16 protein-coding genes and 1 riboswitch are annotated in these 17,265 nt (G+C 63.9%); of the genes, 1 reads left to right on the top strand and 15 read right to left on the bottom strand.

Features of this window, described 5'->3' with window-relative positions; translation table 11 throughout:
- Positions 1-116: 116 nt before the first annotated feature.
- Both RMO95_RS14105 and RMO95_RS14100 read right to left on the bottom strand, forming a co-directional pair.
- Positions 117-2,600 (bottom strand): EAL domain-containing protein, encoded by a 2,484-nt coding sequence (locus RMO95_RS14105; RefSeq protein WP_310451276.1) that lies wholly within the window; start codon positions 2,598-2,600, stop codon positions 117-119.
- A 476-nt stretch (positions 2,601-3,076) separates the two neighbouring features.
- A complete protein-coding gene (locus RMO95_RS14100) occupies positions 3,077-4,318 on the bottom strand; it encodes a GIY-YIG nuclease family protein (RefSeq protein WP_310451275.1) in 1,242 nt (413 codons plus the stop codon).
- 113 nt (positions 4,319-4,431) lie between these two features.
- Here RMO95_RS14100 and RMO95_RS14095 point away from each other — a divergent pair, with 113 nt between their 5' ends.
- Positions 4,432-5,412, top strand: coding sequence for an IS30 family transposase (locus RMO95_RS14095; protein WP_310451274.1), 981 nt, complete (start codon positions 4,432-4,434; stop codon positions 5,410-5,412).
- A gap of 335 nt (positions 5,413-5,747) precedes the next feature.
- Here RMO95_RS14095 and bluB read toward each other — a convergent pair whose 3' ends face one another.
- The 13 genes from bluB to RMO95_RS14030 all read right to left on the bottom strand — a co-directional run bounded on the left by bluB (position 5,748) and on the right by RMO95_RS14030 (position 16,802).
- The gene (bluB, locus tag RMO95_RS14090) at positions 5,748-6,419 is read right to left on the bottom strand and encodes a 5,6-dimethylbenzimidazole synthase (protein WP_310451273.1); all 672 of its coding nucleotides are present in this window, start codon (positions 6,417-6,419) and stop codon (positions 5,748-5,750) included.
- Complete coding sequence (locus RMO95_RS14085) at positions 6,416-7,708, bottom strand: cobyrinate a,c-diamide synthase (RefSeq protein WP_310451272.1); 1,293 nt, start codon at positions 7,706-7,708, stop codon at positions 6,416-6,418. The genes bluB and RMO95_RS14085 overlap by 4 nt, the downstream gene beginning before the upstream one ends.
- Positions 7,702-8,313 (bottom strand): cob(I)yrinic acid a,c-diamide adenosyltransferase, encoded by a 612-nt coding sequence (gene cobO, locus RMO95_RS14080; RefSeq protein ID WP_310451271.1) that lies wholly within the window; start codon positions 8,311-8,313, stop codon positions 7,702-7,704. Before cobO ends, RMO95_RS14085 begins: the two co-directional genes overlap by 7 nt.
- Entirely contained in the window at positions 8,310-9,305 is a 996-nt protein-coding gene (gene cobJ / locus RMO95_RS14075) for a precorrin-3B C(17)-methyltransferase (RefSeq protein ID WP_310451270.1), read from the bottom strand. Before cobJ ends, cobO begins: the two co-directional genes overlap by 4 nt.
- Complete coding sequence (locus tag RMO95_RS14070) at positions 9,302-9,697, bottom strand: cobalamin biosynthesis protein (protein WP_310451269.1); 396 nt, start codon at positions 9,695-9,697, stop codon at positions 9,302-9,304. Before RMO95_RS14070 ends, cobJ begins: the two co-directional genes overlap by 4 nt.
- The gene (locus RMO95_RS14065; RefSeq protein ID WP_310451268.1) at positions 9,694-10,437 is read right to left on the bottom strand and encodes a cobalamin biosynthesis central domain-containing protein; all 744 of its coding nucleotides are present in this window, start codon (positions 10,435-10,437) and stop codon (positions 9,694-9,696) included. The genes RMO95_RS14070 and RMO95_RS14065 overlap by 4 nt, the downstream gene beginning before the upstream one ends.
- Entirely contained in the window at positions 10,434-11,225 is a 792-nt protein-coding gene (gene cobI, locus RMO95_RS14060; RefSeq protein ID WP_310451267.1) for a precorrin-2 C(20)-methyltransferase, read from the bottom strand. Before cobI ends, RMO95_RS14065 begins: the two co-directional genes overlap by 4 nt.
- The gene (gene cbiE / locus RMO95_RS14055; protein ID WP_310451266.1) at positions 11,222-12,517 is read right to left on the bottom strand and encodes a precorrin-6y C5,15-methyltransferase (decarboxylating) subunit CbiE; all 1,296 of its coding nucleotides are present in this window, start codon (positions 12,515-12,517) and stop codon (positions 11,222-11,224) included. Before cbiE ends, cobI begins: the two co-directional genes overlap by 4 nt.
- On the bottom strand, positions 12,504-13,670 hold the full coding sequence (locus RMO95_RS14050; RefSeq protein WP_310451265.1) for a cobalt-precorrin-5B (C(1))-methyltransferase: 1,167 nt from the start codon (positions 13,668-13,670) through the stop codon (positions 12,504-12,506). The genes cbiE and RMO95_RS14050 overlap by 14 nt, the downstream gene beginning before the upstream one ends.
- A gap of 75 nt (positions 13,671-13,745) precedes the next feature.
- Positions 13,746-14,417 (bottom strand): precorrin-8X methylmutase, encoded by a 672-nt coding sequence (locus RMO95_RS14045; protein WP_310451264.1) that lies wholly within the window; start codon positions 14,415-14,417, stop codon positions 13,746-13,748.
- A 4-nt stretch (positions 14,418-14,421) separates the two neighbouring features.
- Positions 14,422-15,333 (bottom strand): sirohydrochlorin chelatase, encoded by a 912-nt coding sequence (locus RMO95_RS14040; protein WP_310451263.1) that lies wholly within the window; start codon positions 15,331-15,333, stop codon positions 14,422-14,424.
- Positions 15,326-16,108, bottom strand: coding sequence for a precorrin-4 C(11)-methyltransferase (cobM, locus tag RMO95_RS14035; protein WP_310451262.1), 783 nt, complete (start codon positions 16,106-16,108; stop codon positions 15,326-15,328). Before cobM ends, RMO95_RS14040 begins: the two co-directional genes overlap by 8 nt.
- 10 nt (positions 16,109-16,118) lie before the next feature.
- Positions 16,119-16,802: an energy-coupling factor ABC transporter permease gene (locus RMO95_RS14030; RefSeq protein ID WP_310451261.1), complete on the bottom strand. Its 684-nt coding sequence runs from the start codon at positions 16,800-16,802 to the stop codon at positions 16,119-16,121.
- Positions 16,803-16,907: 105 nt separating this feature from the next.
- A riboswitch (cobalamin riboswitch) is annotated at positions 16,908-17,116 on the bottom strand.
- Positions 17,117-17,265 lie beyond the last annotated feature (149 nt).

Raw genomic sequence — 17,265 nt, 5'->3', positions numbered from 1 at the left:
AACGCCGCCGGACGAGCGTGTTGAGGGGGCTGAATATATCGATATTCTTCGAGAGGCCGTTGCCGCCAGGAATGGATGGAAGCGTATCCTTGAGCGATGTTTTCCTCATCAGTCGATCAATTCGGCATACGGATCAACACCTCAAACTCTTTAATCGGCATGGGTTTGCTAAACAAGTAACCCTGGTACACATGACAGCCATTGCGTTCAAGGAAGTCGCGCTGCTCCTCGTTTTCCACTCCTTCCGCAACTACTTCCATTCCCAGGCTGTTGCCCATGCCAATGATCGTCTGCACGATCACTGCGTCAGTGGGTTTTATGCCGATATTATGCACAAAAGACCGATCGATCTTCAGTTGGTCAAACGGAAGTTGTGTCAAGTAAGACAGCGATGAATAGCCTGTACCAAAATCGTCCATGGAGAATCTCACACCGATCTGCTTCAGTTCGTGCATTTTGGCGATAGTGTCATTGATGTTCTCCAGCACCACGCTTTCGGTCAGTTCGAGCTTGAGCCGGTTCGGGGCGGCACCGGTCTTGATCAGCGCCTCGCGCACTTGCTCGACGAAGCCCGGTTGGTGAAACTGGCGCGCGCTCACGTTGACGGCGAGTTGCAGTGCGCATCCCAACGGGCTTGCTTCCCATGCCTTGATCTGGACGCAGGCGGTTTCCAGCACCCATTGCCCGATGGGCAGGATCAACCCGGTATCTTCCGCCAAGGGGATGAATTGCAGCGGCGAGACCAGACCGCGTTCTGGATGCAGCCAGCGCAGCAATGCCTCGGCACCGCTGGGGTGGTTAGCGGCGTTCACCTGTATCTGGTAGAAGAGATTGAATTGCTGCTGAGAAAGTGCGTGGCGCAGGTCGGCTTCAAGTGTGGCACGAGCTTCAAGCGAGACCTGCATGTCCGGATCGAAGAAGCGCAGGGTGTTGCGGCCAGAGGTCTTGGCTTGGTACATCGCGGTATCAGCGTGCCTGAGCAGGTCATCCATGCCAATCTCGTTGTCACGGAACAAACTGATGCCGATGCTGGCGGAGTTGTAGTGTTCAAACCCTTGGAGGTTGAAAGGCTGGTTAAGGGTGGCAAGAACCTTCTCCCCAATACCCCGAGCTTGCGCTACCGCTTGCTGGGTGTCTTCGTTCAGTTCCTCGAGAACGACGACAAACTCGTCGCCACCCAGGCGGGCGACCGTATCGCTGCTGCGCACGCAATCCTGGAGACGTTTGGCGACCTCAATCAGCAGCAGATCACCGATGTTGTGACCCCTGGTATCGTTAAGAGTCTTGAAGTTGTCCAGATCAATGAACAGGATGGCACCATGATTCTTGTGGCGTGTGCTGTGGGTCAGCACCTGCTGCACACGGTCCCGCAACAGGCTCCGGTTGGGCAGGCAGGTCAGGGGATCATAAAAGGCGAGTTGTTCAATATGAGCCGCCTGGACTTTAAGCTCGGTGATGTCCTCCACGGCTACCAGCACTTCTTCTTCTTCTTCTTCTTCTTCTTCTGCAAGCCGTATTCCAGTGATGGTGAGGCGCAGCCATTTTTCGCCTAGCGCGACGTCAATACCGCGCAAGGCTATCCCGCTGGCGAGGACGGTTTGCGCCTGTTGGCGCAGATCGGGTAGCGGCAGGATGTCTCCGAGTTCGCGCCCGGAAACGTCTTCTCCGTTTTTCAGTCTGAACATCTCGCGGAAGGAGCGGTTGACACTCCGCACCTTGAGGGTGTCGTTCACCACGATCAACCCCGCAGGCAGGCTCGCAATGATGTTATCGGCGAAGCGTTTGAGACCGAGGATGGTGCGCCGGTCGGTCTCGATCAGGGCTTTTTGGGCTTCCAGTTCGACGGTTCTCTCTTGCAGGACTTCAATATGATTCTTGAGGCGGGATGACATCTCATTGAAGTCGCTTGCCAGCTCTCCGATTTCGTCTTCCGACAAAACCGGCACCGCCCTTGAGAGGTCTCCCGCGGCTATGGCCTTCGACATCTCCGCGAACATCTTTATTGGTTTGAGAATAATCAGGTGGATATAAATCACGCTCCCCAGCCCGATGACAATGTTCGCCAACAGGAACATCCATAACAGATGGAACTGTGCATCTATCTTTTTGTCGGAATAAGCCTGAAGAAGGGCGATCAATGTGTCTATACGCGTCACATACGCTTCCACGTGATCTTTCAATGTCCGGAGGGTTTCATTGGAAGCCGATGCGGCGAGAACATTCTGAAACAGGGGCTTGATGGTCTTATTCCACTCATCCCCGCGTTTATCAAGGTAGGCGATGAGCTCCGGATCGCCCACACTCTTGAGGTCATACTGCGGGTCCCCGTGCTTAAGCCCATGCAGGATAGCCTCAAAGGTCGTCATCTCCTTGTCAATCAAGGCCCGTACCTTTGGTTCTCTGTGCTCTGTGTATTGCTCCGTCAATATGACAAGTTTGAACAGTCGCATCCGTTCGCTGCCCGCCAGATTGATCGCCACCGCATCCTGTTCAATTTCACCGAGGGCATGGGCTTGCCATGCAAGGAGGATCAGTAAAACGAGTCCCGCCACCAAGGGGGCGATGCTGACTTTCGCGAGCAAGGGAATTCTTTTTAGCATGAGAATCGACCCCGCCCATGTGAGTGCGAGTACGTCCCTGAAAGCAAGGGCAAGGGGCGCGGTAAAGAATCGGAAGGTGAAACGGCCGCTAGCAAAGGAAGCCGCCGCGCGCGTACTGTAAAGACTGTTCGTGGAATGATTTTCGAGATATCGCAGAACGCGGAAGGACTGCACCAGCGCTCGTGCAACTCCGTGAGCAAGCTGACATCGGTCTCGTCGAACTCCAGAAATGCCTTGCACCGAGTGATCTCTTGCGCGTCGATCCTGATCGCCCGAGCCGGCGCGGCGACGGCCTCGCCCGAGCGATTCATAGTTCGGCTCCCGCTATGGGGCCGCAGACGACGAGGGGGACGTCAGGCTTGCTTGCTTGCTTGCTTGCGCAATATTTTTTCCACGATATGCCCCAACCTTTATTTATTCTTGTTCATGTCTTGTGCCAGATTCCAGTGTGTCCTCTTCCGCTGCAGCTCTCTTTCTCACGGGCTCATGCGATTGCACAACGGCGACGTGCCGAAGGTTTCGCAAAACACCCGATACAAATCCCGCTCTGCCCAGCGCCATTCTTCGCTGACCAGACGAAATCGCACCCGCGCGGTACCGTCTGCGAGGTGGTTATAAAGTAGAACGTTATCGCTACTGCCGCGCAGGTGATCTCCCAAACGCTTGCGCAAATCCCTGGTCGAGCCGATATACACTACGCTGTGCGTCCCCGGCGACGCGCTTTTCTCAAGCCATCCCTCTTTTACCTCACTCATGGGCGAGCCCAAGGCTGCCCGAATTTCGTATACCCCCGGCTGGGACGGAACCGCGGTCCGCAGCGCTTGATGGGTCAATGGTACCAGTGCGGAAAACCCCTCGGTCGCCGCCAGATAATTCATGCGCTGACTGCGACTCCGGCAATCGGGAATCGCCAAGTCGTGCCGGATGTTGGCCACCGTGCGCCGCAACAAGTTAATGCCGTATTCGCGCTCGAGAATGGCAGCGATGGCCTCGTCCGTCAGCGGCTCCCACAATATCCCTTGGAGCATCCATGCCTTTTCCCTTTTTATCACATGATCCACGAAATGACAATGAACTTGCCGCGGCTTCGGGAAAAGCCCGCCCAACGGCACCGCTTCGCCGTTCGGTAGCGCGATGGACAATACACGCACCAACCGGGAGATCCGGCCCGTATCCGCCACCACGGAAAGATTCGACTCCGACCGCAGCCGGGCGGAAATCTCCGCTTGGGTCAGGGGCAAGAGCGCCAAGGCCTGCCCGGAATGCAGATACGCCGCTTGCGATGCCAATACTGCCTGCATCAGTGCGTGGGTGAGCCGGTTCCTGGTGTTGATGAGGCGTAACCTGCGCAATACGCCCGCCAGTTCTGTCGGGAAGTCCAGGCGGGACGTCATGAGGTTCATACCCTCCTCATCGAATCGGTATTCCCGCGCGTAGCTGTCGCGGTGGTAGAGGAACATCAGGCTCCGGTCCCCCGCCTCGCGAACCTCTCCCAGTATCTGGGATGCTTGGTTTTGGGGAATGTCGGCTGCATCATGCGCCACCTGCGTGCCTTCCAATTGACCCACGGTCACCCAAGGGCGCAGAAAGGTAAACCCGGTGGAAGACTCCGTCTGGATCACGAGACGGTCAACAGTCCGCAGCGGCAACTCCAGAAAGCGTGCGAGCACGATTTTACCGAGCAGGCCGGCATCAATTTTATTGTTGTGGTACTGCAATCGCTATGACGTGGCGCGAGTTCAAATTCGAAGTGCAACTCTGATTAACGGGTTGGGTGGGCGAGATGCGCTAGCATCCGAGCCCCTCGACCGCCAAGTCAAAGTTGCCCGGAATGAAATACACACATCTCACCCAAGACGAACGGTACCAGATTGCCATCCTTGCCAAAGCCGGACATGACAGAAGCAACATAGCCCGCGTAATGAACCGCCACAAATCGAGCATTGGCCGGGAGATGAAGCGTAATCGCGGAGAGCGCGGCTATCGGCCCAAGCAAGCGCATGAGTTCTCACAGGCCCGCATACGGGCCTGTGAGAACGGCCCGCGCGTTACGGCCGAAACATGGGCCATGGTTGACGCCAAACTTGGCGAGACGTGGAGTCCGGAGCAAGTCTCCGGCTACCTCAAAGTCAATGGACAGACCACCGTCAGCCACGAAAGCATCTACCAGCGTATCTACGCCGACAAGCGAGCCGGTGGCACGCTGCACCGCACCCTGCGCTGCCAGAAGGCCCGGCGAAAGCGTTATGGCGGCCGTGAGCGACGCGGCACCATCCCCAACCAGGTCTCCATCGATTTGCGCCCTGCCATCGTGGCCGAGCGTGGCCGCTTCGGCGATTGGGAGGCGAATCTGGTCATCGGCGCCGGACAGAAGCAGGCGCTGGTCACGATTAACGAGCGCACGTCCCGCTACTCCCTGATCGCGCATGTACCGTTCAAGACCGCGCAAGCTGTTTCGGACGCCATGATCTCCTTGCTGACGCCTTTTGCAGCCCGTGTTCACACGCTGACGACTGACAACGGCAAGGAGTTTGCCCAGCATGAGCGTATCGCCGAAGAGCTCGACGCAGACTTCTTCTTCGCTCATCCCTATGCTTCCTGGGAACGCGGCGCGAACGAGAATATGAACGGCCTGATTCGCCAGTTCTTTCCAAAGAAGATGTACTTCGATTCCATTACCCCTGACCAAGTCGCCTTCGCCATGCACCGCCTCAATCACCGTCCCAGAAAATGCCTCGGCTTCAAAACGCCTCACGAGGTCTTCATGAAGCAGCTACACTCTCGTCATAACGCTGTTGCACTTCAGACTTGAATTCGCCCAAAAAATTACGGCCCACTACAGGTAGTAGGCTTGGGAGCTAACCGGATAAGCACGGTTCGGCCTAGCGGAACCGGGTTGCGGCGGCCTGAATTATTTCTCCTGAATTCTCTGGCGGGATTCGTGGCGCTCCTGCACTTCGATCGAAAACGCCGTAGTCGAACACGCCAGTAGCCGCCACAAGCCGAATGGTCGCCCCGGCCTGCCACGCACAAAGCCCGAGCAAACCGTCAGTGACGGCTTCCAGTGTTTTAAGGAGATCGCATGAAACGTTCGTGCCTTCTCATTGCGGCGTGCGCACAGATCGAAATCACGCGCGGCCGACCCAGTCAGTAGGCCGTTGGCGTCCCGCCAGCGCCGACTTTCCAGGTATTCTCGAACAGCACGTCCTTGAGCGGAAGCCGCGCACCCCAGCCGGCATCCTCGAACATCGGACGCGGATAGAAGGCCGGCACCCGGCCGATGCACAGGATGGCGACGGGTCGTGCACCCGCCGGCATTCCCAGCAGGGCGGCCAGACTGTCCGGGTCGAAGAAAGACACCCAGCCGAGCCCGACGCCTTCGGCGCGGGCCAGCAACCACATGTTCTGAATGGCGCAGGCAGCCGAGGCCAGGTCCATTTCCGGCAGGGTGCGGCGGCCGACGATATGCGCTTCCCGCCCCGGCATCAGGCTGACCACCAGCACCTCGGCGCAGTCGAGGATGCCCTCGATCTTCACCTGCAGGAATTCCTCGTTGCGCGAAGGCAGGGCGGCGGCCGTGGCGAAGCGCTCGGCGTCCACCTGGGCGTGAATGCTGTTGCGCAGCGTTCGGTCGGTGATACGCAGAAAGCGCCAAGGCTGCATGAAGCCCACCGAGGGCGCGAGATGGGCGGCTTCCACCAGTCGCTCCAACAGGCCGTCGGGCAGCGGGTCGGGCAGGAAGTGGCGCATGTCGCGCCGCTCCCTGATCACGCGCTCGATGGCGGCAATTTCGGTATCGGAGTAGCGATGGTCGGTCATGGCAGGAATAGCCGCGCGGCGGCGATCGGGTTGGCGGGGAAGTAGAAGTGCATGTAGCTTGCGGTGAGGCGCCGATGGCGATAAATCGCCTCGCCGCCGCGACCTGTCGCCTTGACGGCCTGCGCCGCCGGTACCAGCGGCGTTTCCGTGGTCGAGTAATGGAAGGTGTGTCCGGTAAGCCGACCCTCGCTCAGCTCGGTTGCCAGCATGCCCAGCCCGGCCAGTTTCTTCTGCATGCGCACCGTGCCGGGCAGCAGGCCGAACATGGCATGGGCCGATCCGTCGGTAGCGTGCAGGCTCTCGAAGCAGGTCATCATGCCGCCGCACTCGGCGACGAGGGGTTTGCCGGCCTCGACATGGGCGGTGAGCGCGGCGGCCATGGCGCGGTTGGCGGCCAGCGACGGTCCGTGCAGTTCGGGATAGCCGCCGGGCAGCCAGACGGCGTTGCAGGCGGGAAGCCGCGTATCGGCCAGCGGCGAGAAGAATATAAGCCGCGCGCCCAGCGCCGCCAGGCATTCGAGATTGGCGGGGTAGAGGAAGCAGAAGGCGGCGTCGCGGGCGACGGCGATGGTTTTGCCGGCGAGCTTCGCGTCAAAAGTCGGCGCTGGCGATACGGCGAATTCGACGGCGGGCGGTAGTTCCGCGGCGGGTGTGTCGGCCAGCGCATCGGCCATGCGCTCGATGCGCGCGTCGAGGTCGTCGATCTCGCCCGCCGGCAGCAGGCCGAGATGGCGCTCGGGCAGCGCGCAGGCGGCATCGCGCGGCAGGTGGCCGGCCCAAATGATGTCGGGCGGCAGGGTTTTCTGCGCGAGTTCGGCGTGGTGCTTGCTGCCGGTGCGGTTGGCGAGCACGTGGGTGATGTTCGCGCCCGCGCCATAATTTTTCAGCCCGAAAGCGACGGCGCCGAAGGAACCGGCCATGGCGGCGGCGTCGATCACCAGCAGGATGGGCAGGCCCAGTCGTCGGGCCAGCTCAGCCGAGTTCGGCTCGCCGTCGTGGAGGCCCATGACGCCTTCGACCAGGATGAGGTCGGCATCGCGAGCCGCGCGACTCAGACGCCAGCGCGCATCGTCCTCGCCGCACATGCGGAAGTCGATGTTCTCGCAGGGCGCGCCCGAGGCCAGGGCGTGGATCTGCGGGTCGAGGAAGTCCGGCCCGCACTTGAAAACGCGGACGCGCCGCCCTTGCCGCGCATGCAGTCGCGCCAGCGCCGCCGTGACCGTGGTTTTGCCCTGGCCCGAGGCCGGCGCGGCCATGAGCAATGCCGGACAACTGGATGAACTCACCATTCCATCCCCGGCATGGCTTTCACGCCGGCCTTGAAGGCGTGCTTGACCATGGCCATTTCGGTGACAGTATCGGCCGCTTCGATCAACGCCTCCGGCGCGGCGCGGCCGGTGACGATGACGTGCTGCATCGGCGGGCGCGCGGCGAACGCGGCAAGCACCTCGGCTAGCGGCAGCCACTGGTACTTGAAGGCGTAGGTGAGTTCGTCGAGCACGACGAGATTGACGGCGGGATCGCGCAGGTAAGCGGCGGCGACTTCCCAGGCGGCGCGGGCGGCGGCGGCGTCCGTCGCGGCATCCTGCGTCTCCCAGGTGAAGCCCTCGCCCATCACATGCCAGTCGATGCCAGGCAGGCGGCCGAGCACCGCCTCCTCGCCGGTGTCTTTGCGCGCCTTGACGAACTGGACGACGGCGACGCGCATGCCGTGGCCCAGCGCGCGCGCGACGACGCCGAAGGCCGCCGAGGACTTGCCTTTGCCGTTGCCGGTGTTGACCAGCAACACACCGCGCTCGGTCGCGGCGGCGGCTATCTTGCCATCCACCACGTCCTTCTTGCGCTGCATGCGTACAGCATGGCGCTCGTTGCGTGCGTTGTCGGGGACACTCATGCTTCGGCTTCTTCGACCTCGTCCGCGTCCGCTGCCGCGCGCGGCGGCTCGTCGAGCACGGACTGGATGTAGTCCTCGGGCAGCCGGTATTCGCGGGCGAGTTCGGCGGCGCTCTTGCCGCTGGCCTGTATCGTGGCGATCCAGCCGTTGAGGCCGGTGGACAGCGAGCGACCGGCCTGTTCGCCCGCCTTGGTGCTGGCGCCGCCGCCATCGACCTCGTACTTGTTGGCATAGCCGCGCGGCGTGACCATGAGGCCGTGCTTGACGAAGGTGTTGGAGTTGCCGATCAGCACCGTGGTCAGCATGCCGATATCGCATTCGCCCATTTTCTCCAGCGTGGTGAATTCGATGCGCTGCTTCTTGCGGTAGGCCGACTTGACGATGGCCACCGGCGTGTCGGGGCGGCGATGGCGCAGGAACAGGCGCTGCGCCTCGACGATCTGCCGCGTGCGGCGGCCGCTCTTGGGGTTGTAGAGGGCGACGACGAAGTCGGACGATGCGGTCGCGTCGAGGCGGCGCGCGATCACCGGCCACGGCGTCAGCAGGTCGGACAGCGAAATGGCGCAGAAGTCGTGGGTCAGCGGCGCGCCAACCAGTGCGGCGCAGGTGTTGAGCGCCGAGGCGCCGGGAATGATTTCGACCTCGATGTCCGAGTCCGGCGTCCACCCGGCCTGGAACAGCACCTCGAAGGTCGGCCCGGCCATGCCGTAGACGCCGGCGTCGCCCGACGACACCAGCGCCACCTTCTTGCCCTGGCGGGCGCGGTCGAGCGCCTCGATGGCGCGGTCGAGCTCCTCGGTCATCGATTTCTTGATGACCTCCTTGCCTTCCACCAGGTCGGCGACGAGGCGGATGTAGGTGACATAGCCGATGATGGTGTCGGCCTCGGCGATGGCGGCGCGGGCGCGGTAGGTCAGGTGCTCGTTGCTGCCCGGGCCGAGGCCGACGAGCATGATCTTGCCTTTTTTGGTTTGGGTCTCTGGGGGCGTCATTGGGGGAACCTCGCTATTGAAACGGTGGCGTTGCGTCCGTCGGGGCCGCGCAACTTGTGTTTTTCGATAATGAGCTGGGTCTTGTCGACGCCGGCGGCGAGCAGCGCGGCGGCTTCGGAAACCGAGGGCGTACCGGTGTGCTTGCGCACGGTCTCCGAAGGATTGGGCACCTCGACCGCGGCCAGTCCCACCGCCGGATAGAAGCGGATCTGCCAGCCGCGCACTTGCGCGAAGCTGAGCAGCCCGGCCTCGTCGGCCTTGAGGTCGATGCTGGCGACGGCGACGACATCGGCATGGCGCGCGCCGCAGGCGGCCAGCGCCTCGGCGACGGCCTGGGCGATGGTCTCGGCCGGCGTGCCGCGATCGCAGCCCAGACCCAAGGCAATCCTCATGCGGGTTTGCCCGGACGATAGACGATGCGTTTGCCGGCAAGCGGCGCGACCAATGCGGACGGCATTGCGCGCTCGCTGATCCACAGCACGGCGCCGAATTTTTCGAGGGCGACGTCTTCGAGACGGGAGAAGCGTTGCAGGTTCGCCGGCAGCGGACCGCTGCGGCCGTTGGCGTGATGGGTCCACCAGTCCTCGCTGCCGGCCTCCTGCACCAGGGCCACCGGTTCGTCGTTCACCACGGCGGCGCTGGCGCGCACCACTTCGTCGTGCGTGGCCTCGAAGGTCCAGCCGAGTTCGCGGCCGAGCAGGTCGACCGCCAGCGTCTGGCGCGCGTCCGATGCAGTGGTCAGCACCGGCGTCGCGCCGAGCGCGGTGGCAAGATGCCCGGCCAGTTCGTTGGCGCCGCCGAGGTGGCCGGAGAGCACGGGGATGGCGAACTTGCCGGCCTCGTCGACCACCACCACGGCGGGGTCGGTTTCCTTGCTGCGCAGATGCGGCGCGATCAGGCGCACCACGGCGCCGAGCGAAACGATGGCGACGATGCCATCGAAAGCCGCGAACAAGGCGGGCACCTGGTCGCCGACCTTGCCGACATAGGTGCGGGCGGCGCCGGGTGCGGCGATTTCGGCCTCGGCCTGGAATTTTTCGGGCGCGAAGAGCTGGGCGCCGGGCAGCGCGGCAACGACCTTGCCGGCCAGCGCGATGCCGTGGCGGGTGATGGAAACGACGGCGATTTTCATGCGGGTGTGTGCTCCTGTTCCCTGGCGTCCTTGCGTTTGCGGCAGCCGCGCCGCAACTCGCCGCGCACCCGCTTGGGGTTCTGCACCAGCATCAGCGACAGGTAGTTGACCTTCTCGCCCTTGAGACTGGCCACGTCGCGTACCACGCGCTCGCCGGGTGCGCCGACCTTTTCGATGAAGCAGCTGGTGGCCAGCAGCCCGCGCTGTTCGAGCAGTTCGATGACTTCGTCGACCAGCGGCTTAACTTTCAGCAGCACCAGGGTGTCGAACTCGTCGAGCAGCTGATCGATGATGTCCACGCCGTAGGCGGCGGGAATCACGGCCAGGGTCTCGTCCTCTTCGGCCAGGGTGGTGCCGCTCGCGGCGGCGGCGGCGGCGAAGGAGCTGACGCCCGGTATGGTTTCCACCGCCACCTCGGGCGCCAGTTCGCGCACGACGCGGGCGAGGTGGCCGAAGGTGGCGAAGGTCGAGGCATCGCCTTCGACCAGGAAGACGAGGTCGCGCCCCTCGGCCAGCAGCTCGACGGTGCGCGTCGCAGCGCGTGCCCAGGCCCTGGTCAGGATTTCGGCGTCGCGCGTCATCGGGAACACCAGCGCCTCGGCATCCGGCGGCACGGCGATGCCGCCACGCTCGACGATGGACAGCGCGTAGGAACTCTCCTCGGCCTTTTTCACCGGGTAGAGCCAGCGCGCGCCGGATTGCAGCGCCGCCCAGGCGCGGCGGGTAATGAGTTCGGGGTCGCCGGGGCCGAGCGAGGCGCCGATCAGTTTGCCGTAGCGTTTTGTCATGACGATTCCAGATGAGTGGTGACTATCCACACGGGATTTTGAGCGGCCAGCCGGTGCATGTCGAGGATGGGCTGGCTGCGGCTGGCTTGCAGTTGCACCACATCCCACGTCGCACCGGCAGCGGCGAGCGCGGCGATGGCGGTGGCGAGGTTTTCGATGGTGACGAAGTTCATCACCAGCCTACCCTGCGGCTTGAGACGGCCGAGGATCAGGCGAATCAGCTCGTCCAGCTCGCCGCCGGAGCCGCCGATGAACACCGCATCGGGGTCCGGCCAGGTATCGAGATGGGCGGGTGCCTTGCCTTCGACCAGGGTGTAATTCGTGATGCGGAAACGGGCCGCGTTGGCGCGGGCATTCGCCGCATCGCCTGCGTTCTTTTCGATGGCCCAGACATGGCCCAGCGGCGCCAGCCGCGCCGCTTCGAGGCCGACCGAGCCGGCGCCGGCGCCGATGTCCCAGACGACGGCATTCGCCGCCAGCCGCAGCTTGGCCAGCGACACGGCGCGCGCCTCCTGCTTGGTGATCAGTCCCTTCTCCGGCGTGCGCTGGATGTATTCGAGGTCTTCGAGGCCAAAGGCCGGCTGACGTGCGTCGGGCGCGCGTTCGATCAGCACCACGTTGGGATCGGGAAACTCCATTGTCGCGGCAGCGGCGGGCGTGAGGTCGGGGAACAAGGCTTCGTCGGGCAGCAGCAGGCGGCTGGCCACCGACAGCCGCACGCCATCGCCGTAGCCGGCGGTGAGGAGCGCACGCGCCAGCCGCGCCGGGTTGTTGTCGGGGCCGGTGAACAGCGCTACCTGCGGGTGCCGGGCAATGGCGCGCATCGCCTGGTACAGGCCGTGGTCGGGGGTGGCGCCGACGGCCCATTCGCCGGCATCGGCGCTATGGCAGGAAACGATTTTTACATCCTGCCAGGGCTTCCTGAAGCGGGCGAAGGCCAGTTGCAATGTCGTCGGCGCGGGCAGGATTTCGATCTTCCCGGCACCGAGCTTGCCGGCGAGAAAGCCGGCGATGCCGTGGCACAGCGGGTCGCCGGTGGCGATCATGGCGACGCGCTGGCCGGCCCCCATCGCCGCCTCGATCCACGCCGGCGTCTGCGTCAGCGCGCCCTTCATGTCCTTCAACGTGGTGCTTGCCGGTACGTGCTCTCGAATCAGTTCCAGCGTGCGACCGGCGCCGAAGATCAAGTCGGCTCTGGCGAGACGGCGGCGCGCGGCGGCGGACAGGCCATCCCAGCCGTCGTCGAGGATGCCGATCAGGGCACAAGTATTCAACTTTTCAGCGGGCTTCATCTTCTTCGACGCGGACAATGAATTGGCCTTCGAAATCGCAGACGAGGACGGCGAGGCGGTAGTCGCCGGGATAGCAGGACTTGAGGCTGCGGATGGCTTTCTTCGCCAGCGCGCGATGGTAATCGACGGTGAGGCCGAGTTCGGCCAGATGCTCGGCGGCGAAGCGCGCGGTTTCGGCGGCGCGGATTTTTTCCACCAGGTCGGGCGGGGCGCCGACTTCCCGCGCCGATTCGGCGAGGATGTCGCGGTCCACTTCGGCCTTCCAGGCGTGGGTGACGGCCAGACCCTGGCTCATCTTGGTCAGCTTGCCGACCATGGCGCCGACGGTAATCTCTTTCATGTTCGTACGGATGGCGGACAGGAAGGCGGCCTTGACGAAATCGCCCATCTGCACGAAGCAGGATTCGTCGAGTTCGGGCAACTGGCGCATGGCGAATTTTTCGGTGCGCCCGCCGGTGGTGAGCACCACGCGGGTCTGGCCCTGGTTGGCGGCGACGTCGATCGCCTGCACCACGCTGGCGCGGAAGGCCGCCGTGGAATAGGGCCGCACGATGCCGGTGGTGCCGAGAATGCTGATGCCGCCGAGGATGCCCAGCCGGGCATTGAGCGTCTTCTTCGCCATTTCCTCGCCGCCCGGCACGGAGATGACGACTTCGAGGCCGTCGTGGTCGAGCAGCTCGCCGGCTGCCGCCTGCACGTTCTCGCGGATGTTGCGGTTGGGCACGGGATTGATCGCCGGTCCGCCGACTTCGAGGCCGAGGCCGGGCTTGGTCACCGTGCCGACGCCGGCGCCGCCGAGCAGCGCGATCTCGCCGACGCGGTGCGGCAGCAGGCGCACGTCGGCGGTCATGTGCGCGCCGTGGGTGGCGTCCGGGTCGTCGCCGGCATCCTTGACGATGACGGCGTGGGCGATGCGCGCTTCGCCTTCGCCGTCGATGCGTCCGTCCTGCACGACGAAGGTGACGTCCTTGCCCATCGGCAGCCGGCACACCACGCTTTGCGGCACCTCGCCGCCAACCAGCCCCAGCGTCGCCGCGCGCGCCGCCGCCGCCGAGCAGGCGCCGGTGGTGAAACCGGTGCGGTTGCCGCGGTTGCGCCTGGCGTCGCCCTTGCGAATCTTGGGCGTGTCAGAGGAATCCTCGGATTCACTCATGTTGCCGCAGGGCCGCCCCAAGGCAACATGCGCCCCCGTGGGGGGGCAGCGAACGACGTGAGCGTGGGGGGCTAATCATGCGCGATTCTGTTCGGTCTCGGCCAGCGACAGCAAGGCATGAATCGCGGCGACGACCAGGGTCGAGCCGCCCTTGCGGCCGCGTATCGCGATCCAGGGCGTGTCGGAGAGCGTCATCAGCAACTCCTTCGACTCGGCCGCCGACACGAATCCCACCGGCATGCCGACGACCAGCGCCGGGCGCACGCCTTCCTCGCGGATCAGGCGCACCAGTTCGATCAGCGCCGTCGGCGCGTTGCCGATGCCGACGATGGCGCCGTCGAGCCTGCCTTCGCGCCTGGCCTTGCGCATCGCCTGCACGGCGCGGGTGCTGTTCTCCGCCTTGGCCTGCTCGATCACGTCGGCGTCGGAAATGTAATGGTGCGTGGTCATGCCGAAATGCCTGAGGCGCGGCTTTGACAAGCCGACGCAGATCATCTCGACATCGGCAACGACGGGCGTGCCGCCCTTCTGCACGGCGGCCAGGCCGGCGGCCATCGCCCGCGGATGAAAGGCGGTGAGGCCGTTGAACTCGAAATCGGCATTGGCGTGGATCATGCGCCGCACCAGCGGCCACTGCTCGGCGGTGTAGGCGTGCGGGCCGGCCTCGGCATCGATGATGGCAAACGAGTCGTGCTCGATGGCACGGCCGGCGGCGGTGATCTGTTCGGTGACGGTATTGGCAGTCATGGCTTCAGGCGGGAACGTGGGGGTGGATGCTATCGTGGTGGTGGTGTTCGTGCTCGTGACCATGCGCTGCCCCGGTGGCCGTATGGCTGTGATCGTGCAGGTGTTCGGCCTCGGCGGCTGCGCGGTACTTGCAGCCGTCGCATTCGAGCAGGCCGCCTTCGGGCAGTTCGTGGCCGGCGACCTTGGCGTCGAGCAAGTCGAAGATGCCCTTGTCGAAGCCGAAATGGGTGCCCAGGGCAAAGGCGATGCCCGGATACTGCACTTTCAGGCGCTCGACCTGGGACTTGATGCGCTCCATCAGCACGCCGGTGAACAGATAGACCGGCACGATGCAGACCTGCGTCATGCCCAGCCGGGACTGGCGCTGCACCACGGTTTCCAGCCGCGGCCAGGTGATGCTGGTGAAAGCGAGGTCGACCAGTTCGTGCTCGTTGTCCTCGAATATCCAGCGCGCCATTTTTGCCAGTTCGCCGTTGGCGCCGGCATCCGACGAGCCACGGCCGAGCAGGATCACGCCGGTGGTGCGCGGGTCGGGCATGTCCAGCGCCTTCATCAGGCGGTCGAGCTGGCCTTGCAGCACGGCGAGGATTTCGCGCCCCATGCCGAGGTGGCGGGTGACGAGGAATTCGACCTTGGGATGGCTCAGGCGCGCGGCGTTCAGCGCGGCCGGCAGTTCCATCTTGACGTGGCCGGCGGCGTTGAGGATGAAGGGTATGACCAGCACGCGCCTGGCGTTCTTGGCGGCGCGGTCCATGCCTTCAGTGAGCAGCACGTCGGCGTGCTCGATGAAGCAGACTTCGATGCGCCAGTCGGGATGGCGCTGGCGCCAGTCGGCGGCGAAACGCTGGATCTCCTTGTTGCCTTCCTGGTTGCGCGAGCCGTGGCCGACCAGCAGGAGCGTGGTTGAGTTATCCATGGGCGGCCTTGCGAAAGCGGTGGGTGAAGGTGGGGTCGTAAAGTTTCGAACGGGCGAGGTCGGGCCAATCGGCGGCGCCCAGCGTCGGGCTGGCGATGATCATGGCCTGGCTGCCGATCTTCTCGGCCTGGCATTTCTTCTTGATGTCGGCGAGAGTGCCGCGAATGATCTTTTCCGCGCCGGGCCAGCTCGCCTTCTGCACCACAAGGATGGGCGCATTCTCGTCCCAGCCGGCGGCGCGCAATGCTTGCTGGACTTCATGCAGCAGTGTGATGGAAAGGAAAATGCACAGAGTGGTCTTGTGGGCCGCCAGCGACTCCAGATCCTCCCCCGGCGGCATCGGCGTACGCCCGGCGACGCGGGTCAGGATCACCGTCTGCGTCACTTCGGGCAGGGTCAGCGTCTCCGCCGCCGCTGCTGCTGCCGCCATGGCCGACGACACGCCCGGCACGACTTGCCACTCGACGCCGGCGGCCGTCAGCGGCCGGGTCATTTCGATCAGCGCGCCATACAGGCCGGGGTCGCCGGTCTGCAGGCGGACGACGGTGGCATGGCGGCCGCACTGCTCGATTAGCCACGCGGTCATTTCCTCCAGCGTCATGTCCTTGGAGTCTCGAATCGCGCAGCCCGGCGGCGCGAAGCGCGTCGCCGCCCGATCGACCAGCGAGCCGGCATACAGGATGGCGCCGGCGCGGGCGAGCAGATCGCGGCCCTTGACCGTGATCAGGTCCGGATCGCCCGGTCCCGCGCCGACGAACCAGACCCGGCCAGGCACGCCGGCAAACTCAAGCTGCAACGGAGTTGTACAAGCGTTTGTCGACAGCGGCGGAACGCTTGAGGGCGTGCAGGGACTTGGCTCCCGCCAGCACGGCCAGATCGATCAGCGGTTCGGCGATGATGACGAGCAGGTAGGCGCCGCCAAAAGAAGCGACATTCGCCAGGTTCTCGGCGCCGAACCCTTGTCCATAGAACGCCCAGAACGCCACCCAGGCGATGACGCCGCCCTGATAGGCCGCCGAGAGCTTCAGCGTCTGGCCGTAGGAAAGGTCGACGTAGGCGGTGTGCGCGGGAATGATCTTTTTCGCCAGCACGCCCATGACGAAGATCGGCGCCAGCAAGGTGGTCAGGTTGATCGCGTACTGAGGCAGGTCGGCGGGGGCGAAGAACAGGCCCTGAACCAGCAGGCCGCCGGCCAGGCCGATGGCCGCCGGCGCCAGGCCGAAAAACAAAAAGAGCGTGGTGCCCAGGATCAGGTGCACTTCCGAGACGCCGACCGGGTAGTGAAAGAACACCTCGAAGAAACAGAAGACCATCAGCGCGGCCAGGACGCTGCGCGCCAGCAGGGTGCCAAGCCCGTTCTCGCGAACAAAATCGGCGGCCGCCTTGACGGTTGCCCCGGCAGCAACCGCGGCCGTGCCATAACTGAGAATCATTTTTGCGCCGTCGACGACGCCCGCTTCGATATGCATGTTTGAACTCCTTGACCATATAACAACGAATCGCTGGACCCGTGAAGCTCAAGGATTTCTGGCGGAACAATGAGGCGTTCGCCAGCCTTCGCCCGCACCCCGGGGTTCAACGCCAAATGTTTGGGCCGGTCTTCTGGCTTGCCGTCGATCTTCCCCGCGCCTTCCCGTATCGAACAATACAGTGGCAGTAGCGGAGTCGTCAGGCTTACAGCAGCGGGGGCTGCGCCGGAATGACTGGTTGCCCAGCTTCACCGGCTTCCCGTTTCACCCGCCCCAAGTCAATAGGGCAAGGCACCCAAAACGCCGCCATCTTATGCCAAAACTTTCCCGTCGTGTTGCGCCGCCGGGGAAAGGTTGGCGGCACCTTCGTGCACACAGTTGCGGTACGAATGTATCATCGGCACTTCCGCTACGCTACGGCCCGGGGATCGGACAAATGCGTACGGCATCGTGGATGGCTGCT

Source organism: Sulfuritalea sp., from assembly GCF_031426875.1.
Classification (GTDB): Bacteria; Pseudomonadota; Gammaproteobacteria; order Burkholderiales; family Rhodocyclaceae; genus Sulfuritalea.
The sequence above is the reverse complement of the archived record's forward strand: the minus strand, read 5'-3'. Positions and strand labels throughout refer to the sequence as shown.